This is a genomic window from Micrococcus sp. SL257, from assembly GCF_026625585.1.
In the GTDB taxonomy this organism is placed as follows: Bacteria; Actinomycetota; Actinomycetes; order Actinomycetales; family Micrococcaceae; genus Micrococcus; species Micrococcus luteus.
Window position 1 is genome coordinate 2314863 of record NZ_CP113053.1, and the last position, 17932, is coordinate 2332794.

The 17932-nt window shown below is 71.6% G+C and carries 16 protein-coding genes and 1 tRNA gene; 1 reads left to right on the forward strand and 16 read right to left on the reverse strand.

Features of this window, described 5'->3' with window-relative positions:
• Positions 1-30 precede the first annotated feature (30 nt).
• The 12 genes from OVA32_RS10740 to OVA32_RS10795 form a co-directional block, all read right to left on the reverse strand.
• Complete coding sequence (locus OVA32_RS10740) at positions 31-1173, reverse strand: glycosyltransferase (RefSeq protein ID WP_267714448.1); 1143 nt, start codon at positions 1171-1173, stop codon at positions 31-33.
• Between the two features lie 10 nt (positions 1174-1183).
• Positions 1184-2146 carry a glycosyltransferase family 2 protein gene (locus tag OVA32_RS10745; RefSeq protein ID WP_267714449.1) on the reverse strand — a complete coding sequence of 321 codons (963 nt, stop codon included), beginning with the start codon at positions 2144-2146 and terminating at the stop codon, positions 1184-1186.
• A gap of 16 nt (positions 2147-2162) precedes the next feature.
• Entirely contained in the window at positions 2163-3200 is a 1038-nt protein-coding gene (locus tag OVA32_RS10750) for a glycosyltransferase family 4 protein (protein WP_267714451.1), read from the reverse strand.
• On the reverse strand, positions 3197-4342 hold the full coding sequence (locus tag OVA32_RS10755; RefSeq protein WP_267714453.1) for an acyltransferase family protein: 1146 nt from the start codon (positions 4340-4342) through the stop codon (positions 3197-3199). Before OVA32_RS10755 ends, OVA32_RS10750 begins: the two co-directional genes overlap by 4 nt.
• Positions 4339-5478, reverse strand: a complete 1140-nt coding sequence (locus tag OVA32_RS10760) for a glycosyltransferase (protein WP_267714455.1) — start codon at positions 5476-5478, stop codon at positions 4339-4341. Before OVA32_RS10760 ends, OVA32_RS10755 begins: the two co-directional genes overlap by 4 nt.
• Positions 5469-7712 carry an N-acetylneuraminate synthase family protein gene (locus OVA32_RS10765; protein WP_267714457.1) on the reverse strand — a complete coding sequence of 748 codons (2244 nt, stop codon included), beginning with the start codon at positions 7710-7712 and terminating at the stop codon, positions 5469-5471. The genes OVA32_RS10760 and OVA32_RS10765 overlap by 10 nt, the downstream gene beginning before the upstream one ends.
• Positions 7709-8500 carry a cytidylyltransferase domain-containing protein gene (locus tag OVA32_RS10770; protein ID WP_230277890.1) on the reverse strand — a complete coding sequence of 264 codons (792 nt, stop codon included), beginning with the start codon at positions 8498-8500 and terminating at the stop codon, positions 7709-7711. The genes OVA32_RS10765 and OVA32_RS10770 overlap by 4 nt, the downstream gene beginning before the upstream one ends.
• The gene (locus tag OVA32_RS10775; RefSeq protein WP_145992803.1) at positions 8497-9294 is read right to left on the reverse strand and encodes a hypothetical protein; all 798 of its coding nucleotides are present in this window, start codon (positions 9292-9294) and stop codon (positions 8497-8499) included. Before OVA32_RS10775 ends, OVA32_RS10770 begins: the two co-directional genes overlap by 4 nt.
• Before the next feature lie 263 nt (positions 9295-9557).
• Positions 9558-10544 carry a CgeB family protein gene (locus tag OVA32_RS10780; protein WP_134416356.1) on the reverse strand — a complete coding sequence of 329 codons (987 nt, stop codon included), beginning with the start codon at positions 10542-10544 and terminating at the stop codon, positions 9558-9560.
• 2 nt (positions 10545-10546) lie between these two features.
• Complete coding sequence (locus OVA32_RS10785) at positions 10547-11608, reverse strand: NAD-dependent epimerase/dehydratase family protein (RefSeq protein WP_134416354.1); 1062 nt, start codon at positions 11606-11608, stop codon at positions 10547-10549.
• Positions 11605-12186 carry an acyltransferase gene (locus tag OVA32_RS11660; protein ID WP_134416352.1) on the reverse strand — a complete coding sequence of 194 codons (582 nt, stop codon included), beginning with the start codon at positions 12184-12186 and terminating at the stop codon, positions 11605-11607. Before OVA32_RS11660 ends, OVA32_RS10785 begins: the two co-directional genes overlap by 4 nt.
• Positions 12183-13106 (reverse strand): glycosyltransferase family 2 protein, encoded by a 924-nt coding sequence (locus OVA32_RS10795; protein WP_267714464.1) that lies wholly within the window; start codon positions 13104-13106, stop codon positions 12183-12185. Before OVA32_RS10795 ends, OVA32_RS11660 begins: the two co-directional genes overlap by 4 nt.
• A gap of 200 nt (positions 13107-13306) precedes the next feature.
• Between OVA32_RS10795 and OVA32_RS10800 the strand changes: the two genes are divergently transcribed.
• A complete protein-coding gene (locus OVA32_RS10800; RefSeq protein WP_267714466.1) occupies positions 13307-14401 on the forward strand; it encodes a PqqD family peptide modification chaperone in 1095 nt (364 codons plus the stop codon).
• 51 nt (positions 14402-14452) lie between these two features.
• On the opposite strand, the gene lepB is transcribed toward OVA32_RS10800, so the two are convergent.
• The 4 genes from lepB to OVA32_RS10820 all read right to left on the reverse strand — a co-directional run bounded on the left by lepB (position 14453) and on the right by OVA32_RS10820 (position 17909).
• Complete coding sequence (gene lepB, locus OVA32_RS10805; protein ID WP_101967335.1) at positions 14453-15205, reverse strand: signal peptidase I; 753 nt, start codon at positions 15203-15205, stop codon at positions 14453-14455.
• A 2-nt stretch (positions 15206-15207) separates the two neighbouring features.
• The gene (locus OVA32_RS10810; protein ID WP_020627447.1) at positions 15208-16188 is read right to left on the reverse strand and encodes a ribose-phosphate diphosphokinase; all 981 of its coding nucleotides are present in this window, start codon (positions 16186-16188) and stop codon (positions 15208-15210) included.
• 118 nt (positions 16189-16306) lie between these two features.
• Positions 16307-17800: a bifunctional UDP-N-acetylglucosamine diphosphorylase/glucosamine-1-phosphate N-acetyltransferase GlmU gene (gene glmU, locus OVA32_RS10815; RefSeq protein ID WP_101967336.1), complete on the reverse strand. Its 1494-nt coding sequence runs from the start codon at positions 17798-17800 to the stop codon at positions 16307-16309.
• A 37-nt stretch (positions 17801-17837) separates the two neighbouring features.
• Positions 17838-17909 (reverse strand) — tRNA-Gln (locus OVA32_RS10820).
• Between the last annotated feature and the right edge of the window lie 23 nt (positions 17910-17932).

Consider the following 17932-nt stretch of genomic DNA (forward strand, 5'->3'; position numbering starts at 1 on the left):
TCGGATCCTGTCGAACACTGCTGCATCTCGCTATTGCCTGCCTCGATGTGCGGGCCCAGCGGGCAGTTCCGCGACCAACGCACGGATCCGCCGCCCGAACTCCACTTCTGAGAACCGCGCGGCGTGCACCTGCATCGCCGCCCGGTCCCAGTCATGGGCCAGCAGACGTTCCACCCCTCCGGCCACCGCATCCACCGTCGGTTCCTCGACGAACACTCCGTTGACGCCCTCGGCGATCGTGTCCAGGTAGCCGCCCGCGTGCAGGGCCACGGTGGGCACGCCCCACGCGCTGGCCTCGAGCGGGGTGATGCCGAAGTCCTCGTGACTCGCGGCGATCAGGCCCTGCGCGTGCGCGTAGGCCCAGCGCAGCTGCGCGTCCGTGAGGTCCTGCGCGAACACCACGTCCTCGCCCGCGAGCGCCTTGAGCCGGGCCTCCTCCGGGCCCTTGCCGATCACCACGAGCGGTCGCCCCGCGCGGGCCGCGGCCTCGATGGCCACGTCCACGTGCTTGTACGGCATGAGACGGGCGACCGACAGCAGGAAGCCGTCCTCCGCCAGCCGTTCGGCACCGGGGATCGGCTCCTGCGGTCCCTCCGTGCTCACGGAGTGCGGCGGGAACACGAGGTCCACGCCGTCGAGCCCGTAGACGTCTTCGATCCGCTTCTTCACCACCGTGGAGTTGGCCACATAGCGTGATCGGCGCCGGACGGCCGCGCGGTCCCACCTGCGCAGACCCGGGCGCAGCACGCGGGCGATCCGGCCCTTGATGCTGTCCCGACCGTCCTCGCCCAGGTAATCGTCCAGCAGGTACACCCAGCGCGCCGGGGTGTGGCAGTAGACGAGCGTGGCGCCGTCGTAGCGGAATCCGTGCGCCCAGCCGGACGTCGAGACGACGGCGATCGGCTCCTTCACGTGCATCAGTGAGGAGGCCAGGGGCAGCAGCGGCAGTGCCCGCCGCGGGTCCTTTCGCAGCAGCCCCACCCGGTTGAGGGGTGAGGTGATGATGTGCGCGTCCTTGAATTCGGGGAACGTGCCTTCGGCGTCGTAGAACGTCGTGTAGATGGGCGCGTCCGGCCACAGCCGATGCAGGGCGAGCACCACCCGTTCCGCCCCGCCCTTCTGGGTGAGGTAGTCGTGGGCGATGGCGATCCGGCCGCGTGTCATGTCGATCATGGTGCTCCCCTCAGAACTGTCGGCGGGCACGTCCCGGCCGGGTGCGTCCGGTCTCCGCGGCGGCTTCGACCTGCAAGGCGATCAGTTTTCGTGCGACCGGGGCTGGCAACACGACAGCGGCACGCTCGACGACGGCGGAGCCGTACTGGATCGTGCGCTCCGTGCTCAGAGCAGCCACCGCCCGCACGGCGGCGCCCCACGGCCCGCCCGGGGCGCGGTCCCCGCCGAGTGCGTCCGCCCCGTGCTTGGCGATGAAGATCTGCCGGGCGGACCCGGAATGCAGAGCCCGGCGCGCCTTGGTGTAGGTGGTGACCGCCGCCGCGTGGTGACGGGTCTCCAGCTCCGGCCGGATCTCCACCGGATACCCGGCGACGTGGAGGCGGTAGCCGAAGTCCACGTCCTCCCAGCCATAGCGGCGGTAATCCGGGTCGTAGCCGCCGAGCTCCTCATGGAGGGCACGGGGGACGGACACGTTGCCCGCCCAGTGCCGCCACTGCTGCTCTGCCGGAAGGGCATAGGCATGGCGACGGTGCGCTTCGTCCTGGGCGTCACCGTAGACGCGCTGATAGGCGGAGTCCGGGAGGACATTGGCCGTCAATCCGATCACGCCGCCAGGCCCGCCCGCGTGCGCGGCCACGTGGTCCCGGATGTAGTGGGGCTCGGGCTCCAGGTCGTCGTCGGCGCGGATGAGGATGCGGCCGGACGTCGCGTCGGCACTGGCGTTGAGCGCGGCGACCCGTCCGCGGTTCTCGCCGAAGACGGTCCAACTCAGGTCCAGGCCCGGATGTTCTGCGGCCAACTGGGCGAGCACCGCTTCCGACCCGTCCACATCCCCGTCCACGACCACGTGGACCTCGAACGGCGGGGCGTCCTCCTGCGCGGCGAGGGCGCCGATCAGGCGCGGCAGCCGCTGGGCTCCGCCCCGGCTGGGGACGATCACGCTGGCCTCGGGGGTCAGGGGCGTCTCGGTCATGAGTCCTCCGCGGGGATCATAGGGACAGGTCATCCAGGAGCTCGGCGACGGCGGCGCGGCCAGCCTCGGGAGAGAACAGCGACGCCCAGCGGCGCCGCTGGGAGTGGGCCACCTCGCCCAGGTCGATCGCTCGTACCGCCCGCAAGCAATTCGCGAGCGCGGCGGCGTCGCGCTGCGGAACAACGAAGGGGTGATCGCTGCCGACCACCTCGGGAACGGCCCCCGCATCGGAAGCCACCACCGGAACGCCCGCGGCCATCGCCTCGGCCGTCACCAAGCCGAAGACCTCGGCCCACTGCGACGGCACGGCCAGCACGTCCACGGAGGTCAGGAACTCGCCGGTGTCCTGCCAGCCGAGCACCTGGACGTCCTCACCGGCTGCCTTCAGGGCGGTGGCGAGCCGCTCGGCTTCGTCCTCCGCCACGAACCGGCTCTCCCCCGCGATGCGGAACACGAAAGCACCCGGGTCGGTCCTCCGCAGCAGCGCGGCAGCCTCCAACAGGGTGACGATGCCCTTGCCCTCGGACAGCCGTCCGAGGAAGCCCACGGTCACCGGATCATCGGCACCGCGGGCCGGACGTGTCTGCGGTGCCGTGGGGGCCGGAACCCAGTTGTGGAGTACGCGCGCCCCGCGGATCCGGTTTGCCGCGAATCGGGACGGCACGAGGACCGCGAGCGCGCCGGGGCGCGCCAGGGCGGAGAACACGCGCAGAACCGGCTTCTCGGGCACCTGATGCAGGTGCACGATCCGGCGCGGCCGGCCGGCCAGGGCCGTGGCCGGCAGCAGCCCGTTGCACCAGGCGACGTCGTCCCCGCCTCGGCCGCGGTCCCAGGCCCGGAGAGCACGCATGTACCCCAGTCGTCCGGGCCCACCCACGCGGACCACGTCGAAGCCGTCCGCGGCCAGACGATCGGCGGTCTCGGCCGGGTGCGCCGGGGCCACGACGCCCACGTCCCGCCCCAGCTCGCGCAGGGCCGTGGCGAGGTGGTGCAGCATCACCTCGCCGCCACCCACTTCGCCCTGGTTCGCCAGGATCCAGATACGTCCGGTCATCGGGCCGGCTCCAGGGAACGGGGATGTCCGGTCCGCGCTTCCACGACGGAGCGGACGCGGGTCAGCCCCCGCTTGGCCGCGCGGCCGAGGTGCTCCTCGCCGTACTTCTGCAGGGCCCAGGCGAGCACGGAGACCACGGCCAAGGCCACGAGCATGGCCATGTTCCGGCCTACGTACGGCCATAGAGCATGGATGACCAGATAACCGGGAATGACGTGGATGATGTACAGGGAGTAGCTGATCCGGCCGTAGAACTGGAAGGGCGGCGTTGTGAGGAGCCACGTCCTTCGTCGGAGGGCCACAGCAGTGAACAGGGTCGCTGCTGCCAGCACCCAGAGACCAAGGGTCATGTCGCGCAAGACGAAGGGGCTCACGACAGCCGATAGATAGGCTGCGGCCACCGCTCGTCGGTGGCGACCCGTCTCCCGTGCCAGGAACACCACCATGCCCAGGACGAACATGGGCGCATACTCGGCAACAGTGATGTTGTTGACGAGTTTGACCCACGTGGGGTCCCCCGCTGCGCGTGGCGCCGCGGCCTGTGACGTCACAGCCACCACCGTCCAGGACAACACAGACCAACCCAGGCATGCCCACAGGACCAGACGGTCCGACAGGCGACACCGGCTGAGGATGAGGAGGGTCAAGACAAGTGCGTAGAACTGCATCTCGACCGCCAGGGTCCAGTAGACGTCGACCACATCGTCGACCAGCAACCATCGTTGGACCATCGTGAGGTTGACGATGATCTGCCCCGGACTCAGCGAGTACCCCGGCACCTGAACGAGGGCGAGGATCACCACGGCGAATGCAAGCGAGAGCCAGTACGGCGGGTACAGCCGGGCGGCTCGGGAGATGACGAAATCGCTGGGACGCGAGGCCCGGCGCGCGGTCATGAGGATCACGAAACCGCTGATCATGAAGAACAGCTGGACCCCCGTGCCACCCCAGACGAAGTCATGAAAAGCGGGGGGATCGTCGCGGTAGTGGAAATTGTGCGTACCGCCGAAGTGCGAGAACACCACGGCCAGCGCCGCGATCCCCCGAAGACCGTCCAGCTCCCGGAACCGAGGTCCCGGCACTCGCTTCTCGGCCGGGGCCACCGAGGCCGCCCCCGGCTCGTTCGGGCTCGCCGCGGTCATCGGTGCCCGCCCTTCCCCACCCGGCGCCCGAGCACCTCGAGGGTCGCCTCGGCGGTCGCCCGGGCCATCGTCTCCACGTCGCCCACGCGCACCTCGCCCGGGCCCTCGGCGGCGGCACGCACGACGGCGTCGGCGATGGCCGCCGGCGTGGTCTCGTGGACCAGGCGCTCGGGCGGCAGGATCTCCCCGTTGCCGCCCACGTCCGTGGCGACGGCGGGCAGGCCCGCGGCCGCAGCGTCGAGCAGGGTATAGCTGAGGTTCTCCCACGCCGAGAGCTGCACCAGCACGTCGTGCTCGGCCATGGCCCCCCACGGCTCCACGAAGCCGGGCAGGTCGACCGCATCCGCGACGCCGAGGTCCTCGGCCTGAGCGCGCAGCTGCCCCTCCAGGGGACCCGAGCCGGCCAGCGTCAACCGCGTCCCGGGGTCGCGCTCCAGCAGGGCGGGCAGCGCGGCGATCAACTGGTCCAGGTTCTTCTCGGGGGCCAGCCGGGACAGGGAGAGGATCCGCAGCCCCTCCCCCGGTGCGCGCCGCTGCCCCGCGGCCGCGGCCCGCACCGCGGACACGTCCACCCCGTTGCGCACCACGGTGAGGGGCGCCCCCGCACCCCACTTGCGCCGGAGCACGTCCGCGGTGGACTGCGCCACCGCGATCACGAGATCCGTGCCGCGCAGCCGGGCGCGGTGCGCGGCGTTCTTCACCCGGGCCGCCGCGGCGCGGTTGTACAACCCGTCGTCCGGGGCGATTCCGTGCTCGGTGCTGAGCAGCGCCGGCGCACCGGGCCGCCGCCGGGCCCGCCCCGGGCCGAGCGCGGTGAACGCCGCGAGGTCGGCGTAGGCCAGGTGCGTGTGGACCGCGGCCGGGCGCAGAGTGCGCACCGCCGTCCGGAGCGTCCGCACCGAGGCGGCCAGGCCGGCGTCGGGACCGACGTCCCCGGTGAACACCGCCGCACCCTGCTCGCGCAGGCGCTCGGCGAGCGGCCCCTCGGGGCAGAGCACCGCCAGACGCAGACCGGGCAGGCCCACGCGCGCGACGTCGAGGACGTGCCGGGCCACGCCGCCGAGGTCGGCGACGGGCACCACCCAGAGCGTCAACGGGGCCGGGGTGGCCGTCGCCGCCGTCGGGATCACAGCCACTGCTCCAGGCGGTCCAGGGCCGTCCAGAACCCATCACCGTTGTTGATGTGACCCTGCCAGATCTCCGGGATGAAGCTCACCCCGGGGGCCAGGCGGTCCAGCTGCTCGCACAGCACGGGCCAGTCCACGTCCCCCTCGCCGATCTGCGGCCCCTCCCCGTCCACACCGGTGGCGTCCACGAGGTGCAGGTGGATGGTGTGCGGGGCCAGCTTCTCCACCATCTCGGAGAAGGGGATCCCCAGGAACGTGGCCGAGAGCTTGGAGTGGGAGATGTCCAGGCACAGGGGCACCCCCGTGGCCTCCACGAACGCCACGGTGTCGTCCGGGTCCATGAAGAGGTTGTGGTACTGCTGACCGCCCATCAGCCACGGGAACGGCGGCAGCGTCTGCGCGGCGATCCGGATGCCGGAGGTGTCCAGGCGCTGCACGGCCTCGGCGATGCGCTCGTACTTCGGTAGCCGCTCCTCCGGGCGGATGTGCCGGTCCAGGGTGAACCCGCCCATGGTGATGACCATGATGGGCTCCTCCTCGTTCGGGAACCAGCGCTTCAGGTCCCGGGTGATGTCGATCGTGCGCTGCACCTCGGCGATCGAGCGCTCCCACACGGCGTCGTCGTCGCTGGCCAGGTCCACGAGGAAGTCACCGGAGAAGATGTCCGGCAGGTGGGTGGTGAAGCCCATCGGCATGGGCTCGCTGAACACCGAGTCGATGTCGATCTCGAGGTCCTTGTAGGAGAAGTGGAACTCCAGGAAGTCCGGGGTGCAGTCCTTCGTCAGCGCCTCGACGTCGTGGTAGCGCACCGGCAGACCCCAGGGGCGCCGGAACTGGAACTGGCGCCCGGTGGGCACCGTGTCCGTGAGGTCGCCGGCGAAGAAGAAGTCGCCCTCGGCCATCTCGCGGTGCAGCGTGCGCCCGACCAGGCGCGGCAGCTCGTTCGGCTGCAGGCCGCGGCCCGGGGATTTCACGGTCACGTCGTCGGCGGTGATCGTGACGCCGGCCTGCAGCGGACGGGCCGCCACCAGGGACTTGGCCAGGTTGATGCGGTTCATCGCCTCGCCCGTGGAGACCACGCGCTCGGTCCCGACGCCGATCGACTCCTCGATGTCCCGGGTCTGCCGGACCATCTGCGCGAACTCCTCCGGCAGCAGGGAGACCTTGTGGTCGTTGCCCTCGAGCCCGCGGTCCACGGTGAAGTGCTTCTCGATGATCGCGGCACCCCGGGCCACCGCGGCCAGCGCCACGTGGAAGCCGCGCTCGTGGCCCGAGTAGCCCACCGGCGTCTGGGCGATCTCCGCGAGCCGGTCCAGGTAGGCCAGATTCACGTCCTTGTAGGGGGCGGGGTACGTCGACTGGGCGTGCAGCATCGCGAAGGGGACGCCGAAGGAGCGCACGAGGGCCACCGACTCGCGGATCTCCTCCTCCCGGGACATGCCGGTGGAGAGCACCATCGGCAGGCCGGAGGCGGCCGCGTCCCGCAGCAGACCGTGGTTCGTCAGATCCGCCGAGGCGATCTTCACGCCGTCCACCGGGTACTCCCGCAGCACCCGCATGGACGGGGCGTCCCACGGGGTGCACATCAGGGCGACGCCGGTGTCCCGGACGTGGTCGAACACCCGCACCATGTCCTCGGCGGAGAGCGAGAACTTGGCCAGCTCGTCCAGGGTGCGCTGGGCCCCCAGGTCCTCGCCGGCGGTGGCCGCACCGGACTGCCGGTACAGGGCGTCCATGTCCCGCAGCTGGAACTTCACGGCGTCCGCGCCCGCCTCGACGGCCAGGTCCACGAGACGGCGGGCCAGGTCCACATCGCCCTGGTGGTTGTTGCCGATCTCCGCGATCAGGAACGCCGGGTGGCCCTCCCCGATCCGGTGCCCGCCGATCCGCAGCTCCGCCTCCCGGTTGATCGCCAGGGCCGTCAGGCGGCCGCGCTCGTCCAACAGCGGCAGGTGCAGCGCCCCGGCGGGCAGGGCCTCGCGCATCTCGGCCGGGGAGGCGCCCAGGGGCGCCGTCGCCGGGTCGTGATGGGCGACGTCGACCGCGGCCACGTCCAGCGACGCCTCCGGATGCGCCACGAGCCAGCGGCGCACGTCCCCGTCCGTCAGCGAGCCGACGAGGAAGCCGTGGGAGTCCACCACGAACACGGTGCGCTCGCGGTTGTCGGTCATCTTCTGTAGGGCGGCCAGGAGCGAGTCCTCGGGGAAGACGAGGTAGGGGGTGAGCCTGCGTTCGATGATCACTGCGCGCCTCCGGGGGTGCGGTTCGGGCCGGTGGTGGGGGTCTCGGCGGTGCGCGGGGCACCGAGGTCGGGGCGGTGCTGGAGCACCTTCTGGACCGCCAGGTACTGGTCCATCTGCTGCTCGGCCAGGGCGAAGTCCAGCTCGGTGTCGATGTCCACGCCCTCGAGGTCGTCGAGCTCCAGCATGCCGATCCGGCCGCCGAGCCGGTTGTGCAGCCGGTCATAGACCCAGGGGCGCGTCACATACAGCGAGCCGTTCTCGCGGAACCGCAGGTCGGCGCGCGTCATGTCCTGCCGGCGCTTGCGCGCCGTGACGTCGAAGTCCGGGATCGGCTCCCCGTCGGGATCCTCGGGATGGCGCCACAGGAACGGGGACACCGGGACGACGCCGACCAGCGAGTCCACCCCCGTATCCCGGAACTGCCGCACGGCGCGGTCCAGGGTGCCGGGCAGGCGCAGCGGGCTGGTGGCCTGGAGCAGCATCACGCCCTCGGGTTCGACGCCGGCCGCGCGCTCGGCCGCGAGCACGTGCTCGATCACGGGCTCGGTGGGGGTCGAGTCCTGGGCCAGGTGGGCCGGACGCAGGCCCGGCACGTCCGCGCCGTAGCGGAGGGCGACCTCGGCGATCTCGGCCGAGTCCGTGGAGACCACCACGTGCAGGTCCTCCTCCGCCTCGAGGGCGGCCTGGATGGTCCAGGCCACGAGCGGATGGCCGCCCAGGAGGCGGATGTTCTTGCCGGGCAGCCCCCGGGACCCGCCGCGCACGGGGATGACGCACAGGATGCTCACGCGGACTCCTCTCCAAAGATGTCACGGGCGATGGCCCGCGCAGGCTCGATCACTGGGCGGACAGGAGCGGGAGTGCGCTTGGGCTGGTCGGCGGCCGAACGCCCTAGCACCCACGGCGCCATGCCGTAGCGCTCCCAGAACTCGCTGAGCCAGGCGGGAGGGGCGGAGTGGTGCACCCAGCCACCGCGTCCCTGGGCTGCCGCTTCGAGGACACCCGTCGAGAACAGTGCGACGACGTCGGCTCCCATCTCAGGCAGAGGGCGTCCGCTGGTCTCGAAGCGGGTGCCGCCGCGTTGCATGAGGTGGTGGGTGGCTCGGCTCAGCATGTCCCGTTCCGAAGGGTGCGGACGGTAGAGCACGTGCGGCTCGGCACGGAGGAACGCCAGCGTCTGCTGCGTGGCGGACCACCGACCCAGCTCTCGCCCGTGGAGCTGTCCCAGGAAGACCGTCGGACCCGGTTGGGCGGCCGGCGACTGGGGGTCCGAGGCTTCCCACAGGATCTGCGATCCCACCATCCGGACGGTCCGCCCCGGGCGGCCACCGGTCCAGAAGGCCCCGTCCTCGTGCGAGAACGCGTACAGCGTCACCTCGTCAGGCAGAGGCGGCGTGAACGGTGTGAGCAGGCCGTGTTGCACGACGATGTACTCCACGCCCCGTGCCGCGGCCCAATCCTGGGCCAGCTCCCCGGCCCGTAGGAAGTGGCCGAGGGACAGCACGGCACGGACCGTACCGTCGAGAACGGACAATTCATCGGCAAAGGTGATCGAACGGTCTTCGACGGGGTCTCCGAGCATGGCCTGGACCGCAGGGACCAGGTGCGGAGGGCACAGGACCGCCACGTTGGCACGCGGCCCCAACGCCACCGGACGCAACCCGGCCGCGATGCCGGAGAGCGTCGCGGAGTCGAGGGCAGCGAGCACCGTCGGCGCCGTTCCGTAGAGAAGGAGACGCAAGGCCGGGTCGACGAGACGGCCGCGGCCGCGCACTGCAACGACAGCGCGCCGGAGCGCGGAGGGCCGTGCCCACCGACGCCAGTCCTCGAGGGAATCGGGATGGTTCAGGCCCACAGCGCTTCCACCTCTCGCATCCGGTGCACGAGGGTGTGTTCGGCCAGGGCCCGGCGTCGCCCTGCTTCGGCGATGCCGCGGGCCCACGCCGGTTCGCGGATCACCCGCTCCGCGTGCTCGGCCAATTCGTCGCCATCGGTGAACACCAGGACTTCTCTGCCCGGCTCGAAGTGCACGTCGACGTCCGCGCGGTCCACCAACTGGAGGGCGCCCACTCCACACGCTTCGAAGGTGCGCATCGTGAAGCCGTCCTGGTGACCGTGAATATTGAGAGTGGCCTCGCTGCCGGCCATCACCCCGTATGCCTCGTCACGCGCCAAGGTGCGTCCCGCAGGAACACCCGAAGGTCGCCAGTGACGCGACGCGAGCACATCCGCGGGATGCCTGGACCAATCCCGCCCATAGGCGCGCACAGGCATGCCGGCGGCGACGAGACCGGCCAGCAGGGCTTCGCGTTGCGGGTATCGGGCCCCGATGAATGTCACAGCGCCGGTCGGGCGCCGGTGGAACGCCAGCAGCGAGTCGTGGCCCAGCGGCAGGTGACGCACCGTATCCGCCGTCCCCGCCAGCGACGCCGCGTCGGCCGCACTGTAGGTGGCGACGACGGGCATCGCGGCGAGCTGTTCGCGGGTATAGGCCATGCGGTCGATCTCGTCATAGAGCCAAGTCACCCGCGGGCCGTTCCACCGGTCAACGGCAGCCCACCAATCGTCCCCCAGACGATCGCCCTTCACCACCAGGAGGGCATCCGGGCGTTCACGATCCAGGACCGCCGCCGCACGCCGGCCCTCCCAGTCCGCCCAGCGTGCGGTCCACTTCCCCGGCAGGTCGTGCAGAGCCTTGTTGCGGACGCGCTCGGCCAGAGTGTCTGCCGCGTCGTACGCGTGCACGGAGACGCCATGGCCCAGGTGTTCCAGGGCGGCCCCCATGGCGGCCAGATAGCCGTGGAAACGAGGCCCGATGATGAGGACGCGCATGCTCAACTCTCCGCGAGCCCGCGCTCGGTCAGCTCTTCCAGTGCACGGTCCCACAGCCGCGGATCAGCGGCCTCCAAGTCCCACGAATGGGAGATGAAATCTGCGATGGCCTCCTGGGAGGTCAGACGCGGGCGCGGCATGCCCAGGCTCCATGCGTGTGTCATGTCCGCGCAGGCATGGTCGATGTCACCGGCGCGGTGGACCTCCACATGGGTGATCTCGACCTCTGGGCCGCGGCCCGCAGCTCGCGCGGTCTCGGCCAGCTCGTCCAGATCCATACGGACCCCTGTGCCGACGTTGGCGATCACGGGCTCTCCGCGGCGGGGGGCTTCTAGCGCCCAGACGATGGCCGCGGCGACGTCCGACACATGCACGAAGTCCCGCGTCGCCGTGCCGTCCCCGTAGACGGTGAGCGGCAGCCCCGCCTTGAGGCGGGCTAGGAACGCCGCCAGCACACCGGTGTAGGGGTTGTGAAGCGCCTGCCCCAAACCAACGACGTTCTGCGGGCGCAGAATGGCGAGGCGGCCGTCCGCGAGGGCGGTGCGGGCAATCTCCTCGGCCTCGGACTTGGTCTCGCCGTACACGGAGAGGGGCACGTGCGGCTGGTCTTCGCCCGAGGGCACGAACAGGCCGTCCGGGCCGAAATCCCTGCCGTCCGAGGACGCCAGCGGCGACGTGGCCACGAGGCCCTCGCCGTACACGGCGCGAGAGCTCAAGAACACGAGAGGAAGTCCTCGCGAGGCGGCGAACTCGGCCGCGAGCCGCGTTCCCTCCACATTGACGCGTCGGTAGCGGTCCTGCTCGTACATCGACTGAGCCGTCCCGGTCTCCGCCGCCAGGTGGATGACACCTCCGACCTCCGGCAGATCTGCCCAGGACGCCGGATCGCTCACGTCGCGGCGCAGGACGTCCCCGGGGAACCGCGCGGCCGCCCCTTCAGGATCGGCGTGCACCTGCTGCTCGAGTGTGTCAAGCGCGACCACCTCGTGGCCGCGTCGCGTCAGCGCCCGCGCCACGTACTGACCGATGAAGCCGGCCCCACCGGTGATGAGGTAGTTCGTCATGACTGCTGCTCTTCTCTGATCGCTGGGGTGTGCTTGACACCGTTCTTGAGGATCTCCGCAGGGACACCCGCGACGACCGCTCCGGCAGGGACATCCTTCGTGACGACGGAGCCGGCGCCCACGACCGCGCCGTCGCCGATCGTGACGCCGCCGAGGACGATGGCGTACTGACCCACAAACACGTCCCGTCCGATCATGATCGGCCCCCCGTTGGTGACGGCCATCCTTGCCGCGGGGTTATGGCCCCCCGCGCCCACGAACACCCCGTCCGCGAGCATCGTCCTGGCACCCACGACGACCCGATCGACGCCGTGGATGTGAACACCGTGGCCGCAGTAGACGCCATCACTGATCTCGACGGATCCGTCGCCCTCCGCCTCGAGCCAGATCCCACCGTAGAGGGCACACTCCGATCCGACCGAGATCCGGTCGGTCCCTCTGACCTTCAACGGCGCAACTATCACGCTGCCCCGGCCCCAGTCGCGGAACGCTCGGCGGTACAGCGTCGCAGACAGCACCTGGCCGCGTTTCCACGCGAGCCGGGGTGGCAACTCCACGAGGCGAGAGGCAAATGTCATCGGCGCCGCCCCTTCCAGACCAGCGCGTGCTCGTCCCGGAGCACGGCGCGGGCGTCCACGTCCACACCCCGGGCCTGCCGGAGCACGTTCACGGCGAAGTTCGCCCCGGTGGCCGCGGTGAGCGCGGCCTTGAGGACCCGGGGGTGACCGAACTTCCGGGCGTAGCGGTACCGGGAGTCCACCAGCCAGCCGCGCCGGCGCAGCGGATCGGAGGATCCGCCGGATGCGTGCGGCACACGGACGGCCGGGACCACGATCGACGGCACGCCGCGCTCGCGCAGGCGCCGCTGCAGATCGACCTCCTCGGAATTCATGAAGTACTCCTCGTCGAACCCGCCGACGGCGCGGACCTGCGCCATCGGCAGGAGCAGCACGGCGCCCATCACCCAGTCGACCGCCACGGGCGAGGCGGACCGGGCCGCCGCGACGTCGTGCCCCACGGCCTCGTGAAGCACGTCCAGGTGACGGAAGCGGGCCAGCGGCGTCAGCCACTCGACGGTCTGGTGCAGGACCGTGGGGAAGTGCCGCCCGGACCACTGCGGCGTGCCGTCCTCGTTGACGACCTGCGGGCTGACCACGGCCGGCTGGTACGGGGCGGCCGCCGCCACCAGCGCGTCGATCTGCGCCCCCGTGATCTCGGCGTCCGAGTTGAGGACCAGGGCCAGCTCGGTGGTGACCGCGGCCAGGCCGGTGTTCACGTTCGCTCCGAAGCCGCTGTTGCGCTCGCGGCGCACCACGGTCAGACGCGGATCGTGCGCCTCGGGGTACGGGGTGGGCGAGGCGTCGTCCGAGACCACGACGGCGACCAGCGCGTCTCCGGGATCGGTCAGCAGGCGGTCGACGAGGGCGAGGGTGGGGGCCGGATCGCCGTAGTGCGGGATCACCACGGTCACCGCCGCCGTGGGCGACTGGGCTGCCATGCGGGCTCCTCCCTCGGCTCGGATGGACGGCGCACTCAGCGCCCGAGAACCTGTGTCGAGTATAGGGAGGCTCTGGCGAAGACCCGTGCCAGCCGGTGGGGCGGCGCCATGGCCGCCCGCACGGCTCTCAGTACACTGACCGGACAGCCACGGGATGGAAAGGGTGAGCCATGCCCGGCGCCCAGGGGGAGGACGAAGCCATGAGCGAGACCACCGCGTTGCGCATCGGCACCGGTCTCGATGCCGTGACGGTGAGCGGCCTCACAGGAGACGAGCGCGCGGAGGTCATCGCGTCCTGGGCCCGGTGCGGTGTGGAGTTCGTGCAGCCGCCCGCCGACGCGGATGCGCACCGCGACGCCGACACCGCGCGTCCGTGGCTCCAGTGGCACGAGGACCTGGTGTTCCTGGCGACCTCACGGGCGATCGAGTCCGCCCGCGGCACCCACCTGCTGTTCCATGCCGCGTGCCTCGCCGCACCGGACACCGGGGCGGCGATGGTCCTGGTGGCGGCGTCCGGGACGGGCAAGACGACGGCCACGCGCCGGCTGGGACCCCATTTCGCCTACCTCACCGACGAGACGGCGATCATCGCACCGGACGGCCTGACCGTCACGCCCTACCCCAAGCCGCTGTCCCTGCTGGGGTCACGGGGGGTGCGCCCGAAGACCCAGCGAGGCCCGGACGACCTGGGTCTCGGTCCGACCCTCCCCGACGCCCGGCTGGCCCGGATCGCCGTGCTGGACCGCGTGCGGGATCCGGCAGGCCCGGTGACGCCGCGGGCGGAGGCCATAGAGCTCGTGGCTGCGCTGGGGGCGCTCGTCCCCCAGACGTCCTCCCTCTCCCTGCTCCCCCGCGGTCTCGTGACGCTCTGCCGCGTCCTCGACGCGGTCGGCGGCGCCCAACGCCTGGTCTACGCCGAAGCGGAGGACCTGCGGGATGTCGTCGACGGCCTCCTGGCGGCCCCGCCCACGCCCGTCACCCCCGCCTGGGGGGCGCTCACCGAGGAAGAGCTGCGGGCCTCAGTCGGTGCGGCGGTCCCGGGCGCGGTGTCCCGCTGCGCCGTCGACGACGGCATCCTGACCGACAGCGGCCGCCTGGTCCTGCTCGCCTCGGACCGCCTGGTCGTGCTCGAAGGTCTGGGCCCGTCCGTCTGGCTCCTGCTGGACGAGCCGCGGACGGCCGCCGACGTGGTGGCCTGCCTCCGCACCGAAGGACCCGTGCCCGAGGACGCCGAGGCCCGGGTGCAGGAGGCGATGGACGCCCTGATCGCCGTGCAGCTGGCCACGGCCGGCTGAGCCGGCCCGGCCCGGAGACGGCCGGCGCCCAGGGCCCGCCCCCTCAGGAGATCAGTGCCCGCCCCAGTGCGTGGGCGGCCAGACGGTCACGAACACCTCGCCCACGATGTCCTCGCGGGTGACGAAGCGGGCGCAGTCCCCGGCCTGGTCGGCGGGGATGCCGCGGCACGCGATCACGGAGTCGGCCGAGTTGGAGCGGTGGTCGCCGAGCACGAGCATCGAGTCCTCCGGCACGGTGACCGGGCCGAAGCAGCGCGCGGACATCACCTCGGACTCGCAGTCCAGCTCGTCCCGGAGGAACGGCAGGTCGTTGTGGATGTACGGCTCGTCCAGGGGCTCCCCGTCCACGGTCACGGCACCCTCGGCGGTGCAGCACTCCACGGTCTGCCCCGCGGTGCCGACCACGCGCTTGACCAGCGCCTGCTCGTGCGAGCGGCCGATGCCGGTGAGGTCGCCGAACGTGCGGACGGCGTTCTCCACGGCCCCCTCCGGTGGCATGGGGTGCGCCCAGTCCTCGTTGGCCGTGAAGACCACCACGTCCTGGGAGTCGGCCATCCCGTCCGGGTAGGCGGTGCGGTTGACCAGCATGCGGTCCCCCACCTCGAGGGTGTTCTCCATCGAGCCGGACGGCACCGAGTACACCTTCACCCACAGGGCCTGCACCACGGCGACGACCGCGATGGCGACCACCACGTTCAGCAGCAGGGAGGCCCAGAACGGCAGGCGCGGACGGCGAGGCTGCGGCGCGGCGCCCGCCTCGCCGTCGACGTCGTCCCCGTGGGCCGGCTCGAGGCGCTCGGCCATCGTCAGGCGACGCCGTCGAACAGGCTGGTGACCGAGCCGTCCTCGAAGACCTCGCGGATCGCGCGGGCGATCAGCGGGGCGATCGAGAGCACCGTGAGGGTCTCGAAGCGCTTCTCCTCTGGGATGGGCAGGGTGTTGGTCACCACGACCTCGCGGGCACCGCACTCGCCGAGACGCTGGGCGGCCGGGTCCGAGAACACCGCGTGCGTGGCGGCGATGATGACGTCCTTCGCGCCGGCGTCCTTGAGGATCTGCACAGCGCCGGCGATGGTGCCACCGGTGTCGATCATGTCGTCGATCAGCACGCAGACGCGGCCCTCGACGTCCCCGACCACGGTCTTGGACTCGGCCTTGTTCGGGACGGTCAGGTCCCGGCTCTTGTGCACGAAGCCCAGCGGCACGCCGCCCAGGCGGTCCGCCCACTGCTCCGCCACGCGCACGCGACCGGTGTCCGGGGAGACGACCGTGACCTCCTCGCCCTCCACGCTGGAGCGGATGTGGTCCGCCAGCAGCGGGATGGCGAACAGGTGGTCCACCGGGCCGTCGAAGAAGCCCTGGATCTGGGCGGTGTGCAGGTCCACGCTCATCACGCGGGAGGCGCCGGCGGTCTTGTACAGGTCCGCCACGAGACGGGCCGAGATCGGCTCGCGGCCGCGGCCCTTCTTGTCCTGGCGGGCGTACGGGTAGAACGGCGAGACCACCGTGATGCGGCGGGCGGAGGCGCGCTTCATGGAGTCCACCATGATCAGCTGCTCCATGAGGTGGTTGTTCAGCGGCGCCGGGTGCGACTGGATGATGAACACGTCCTTGCCGCGCACCGACTCGCCCGAGCGCACGTAGATCTCGCCGTTGGCGAAGTCGTAGGCGCTCATGGGGAGCAGCTCGGTGCCCAGCTCCTCGGCGATCTCCTGCGCGAGCTCGGGGTGGGCGCGGCCCGTGGCCAGCACCAGTCGCTTGTCCTCGCTGCGGCTCAGCTCCGTCATGACGTCCTCATCATCCTTCGTGGTCTCGCGTTCCAGGACCGACAGCGGTGGGCGCCCGGCGTCGGCGTCGGCCGCCCGTGGCGGCCCGGTCCTCGCACCCATCCTAGGGCGCGAGGGATCAGCCCTCGGCGTCCGCGACCGTCGCCCCGGCCGCCTCCGCGGCCTGCGCGGACGTGCTGCCGGGGCGCTTGGCGGGCACCCAGCCGTCGATGGTGCGCTGCGCCACGGCGTTCAGCGCCAGGGCGCCGGCCGGCACGTCGTCGCGGACCACCGCGCCGGCACCGGTGTAGGCGCCGTCGCCCACCGAGACCGGGGCCGTGAACACCGTGTTCGAGCCGGTGCGCACGTGCGCGCCGATCACGGTGCGGTGCTTGGCGACGCCGTCGTAGTTGGCGGTGATGTTGCCGCAGCCGATGTTGGTGTACTCGCCGATCTCGGCGTCCCCGGCGTAGCCCAGGTGGGAGAGCTTGGCGCCCCGGCCCACGGTCACGTTCTTGGTCTCGTAGAACGCGCCGATCTTGCCGTCCTCCCCCAGCACCGTGCCCGGGCGCAGGTAGGTGAACGGGCCGACGGTCGCACCCGCGCCGATCACGGCCTCCGTGGCGTCGGTGCGCTTCACCACGGCGCCCTCCCCCACCTGCGTGTCCGTGAGCGTGGAGTCCGGGCCGACGACGGCGCCCGTGGCCACCGACGTCGTCCCGTGCAGCTGGGTGCCGGGCTTGAGCGTGACGTCCGAGGCGAGGGAGACGGTGACGTCCACCCACGTGGAGGACGGGTCCACGACCGTGACGCCCTCCTTCATCCAGCCGCGCAGCACGCGGTCGTTGAGCTGGCGGCCCAGGTCGGAGAGCTGCCGGCGCTCATTGGCGCCCTCGACCTCCCACACGTCGTCCGTGCCCACCGAGGCGACGCGGCCGCCCTCGGCGCGGGCCATGCCGAGCACGTCCGTGAGGTACTTCTCACCCTGCACGTTGTCCGTGGAGATCTCCGGCAGGGTGCGGCGCAGCAGGGCGGCGTCGAAGGCGTAGATGCCGGAGTTGACCTCGCGGATCGCCACGAAGGAGTCGTCCCCCGTGGACTCGGCGTGGGCGAGGGCGTCCTTGTGCTCCATGATCCGCTCCACGAGGCCCTCGGCGTCGCGGACGATGCGGCCGTAGCCCGTGGCGTCCTCGAGGGTGGCGGTGAGCACGGTGACGGCGTTGCCGTCCGCCTCATGCTCCGCGACGAGGCGGGCGAGGGTCTCCGGGGTCAGCAGCGGGACGTCGCCGTAGGTCACCACGACGGTGCCCTCGAGGCCCGCGGGCAGGGCGGCCAGGCCCCGCTCGACGGCGCGGCCGGTGCCCGGCACGTCGTCCTGGTCGGCGATCGCCAGCGCGTCGATGCCCAGCTGGGCCGCCACCGTCTCGATGTGCTCGGCCACGCGGGCCCGCTCGTGCCGGACCACGGCCACGAGGTGCTCCGGCGCGAGCGACCAGGCCGCCGCGAGCGCGTGGCCCACGAGGGAGCGCCCCCCGATCGCGTGCATGATCTTCGGCGTCGTCGACTTCATGCGGGTGCCCTGGCCCGCGGCCAGGACGATCACGGCGGAGGGACGGGCGGACGGCTGGGACATGGGGGCTCCTGCACCGGTGGAGGTCAGAGGACGGGTGTTCCGCCCCTAGGATTCGAACCTAGACTGCACGGCTCCAAAGGCCGGCGTGCTGCCATTACACCAGGGCGGAGCGCCGGACCCCAGGGGGCGGCG

Excerpts from the sequence above, each read along its gene's own strand:
- OVA32_RS10740 (WP_267714448.1), bottom strand. The coding sequence starts at position 1,173 with ATGATCGACATGACACGCGGCCGGATCGCCATCGCCCACGACTACCTC.
- OVA32_RS10745 (WP_267714449.1), bottom strand. The coding sequence starts at position 2,146 with ATGACCGAGACGCCCCTGACCCCCGAGGCCAGCGTGATCGTCCCCAGC.
- OVA32_RS10750 (WP_267714451.1), bottom strand. The coding sequence starts at position 3,200 with ATGACCGGACGTATCTGGATCCTGGCGAACCAGGGCGAAGTGGGTGGC.
- OVA32_RS10755 (WP_267714453.1), bottom strand. The coding sequence starts at position 4,342 with ATGACCGCGGCGAGCCCGAACGAGCCGGGGGCGGCCTCGGTGGCCCCG.
- OVA32_RS10775 (WP_145992803.1), bottom strand. The coding sequence starts at position 9,294 with ATGCTCGGAGACCCCGTCGAAGACCGTTCGATCACCTTTGCCGATGAA.
- OVA32_RS10780 (WP_134416356.1), bottom strand. The coding sequence starts at position 10,544 with ATGCGCGTCCTCATCATCGGGCCTCGTTTCCACGGCTATCTGGCCGCC.
- OVA32_RS10785 (WP_134416354.1), bottom strand. The coding sequence starts at position 11,608 with ATGACGAACTACCTCATCACCGGTGGGGCCGGCTTCATCGGTCAGTAC.
- OVA32_RS11660 (WP_134416352.1), bottom strand. The coding sequence starts at position 12,186 with ATGACATTTGCCTCTCGCCTCGTGGAGTTGCCACCCCGGCTCGCGTGG.
- OVA32_RS10795 (WP_267714464.1), bottom strand. The coding sequence starts at position 13,106 with ATGGCAGCCCAGTCGCCCACGGCGGCGGTGACCGTGGTGATCCCGCAC.
- OVA32_RS10800 (WP_267714466.1), top strand. The coding sequence starts at position 13,307 with ATGAGCGAGACCACCGCGTTGCGCATCGGCACCGGTCTCGATGCCGTG.
- lepB (WP_101967335.1), bottom strand. The coding sequence starts at position 15,205 with ATGGCCGAGCGCCTCGAGCCGGCCCACGGGGACGACGTCGACGGCGAG.
- OVA32_RS10810 (WP_020627447.1), bottom strand. The coding sequence starts at position 16,188 with ATGACGGAGCTGAGCCGCAGCGAGGACAAGCGACTGGTGCTGGCCACG.
- glmU (WP_101967336.1), bottom strand. The coding sequence starts at position 17,800 with ATGTCCCAGCCGTCCGCCCGTCCCTCCGCCGTGATCGTCCTGGCCGCG.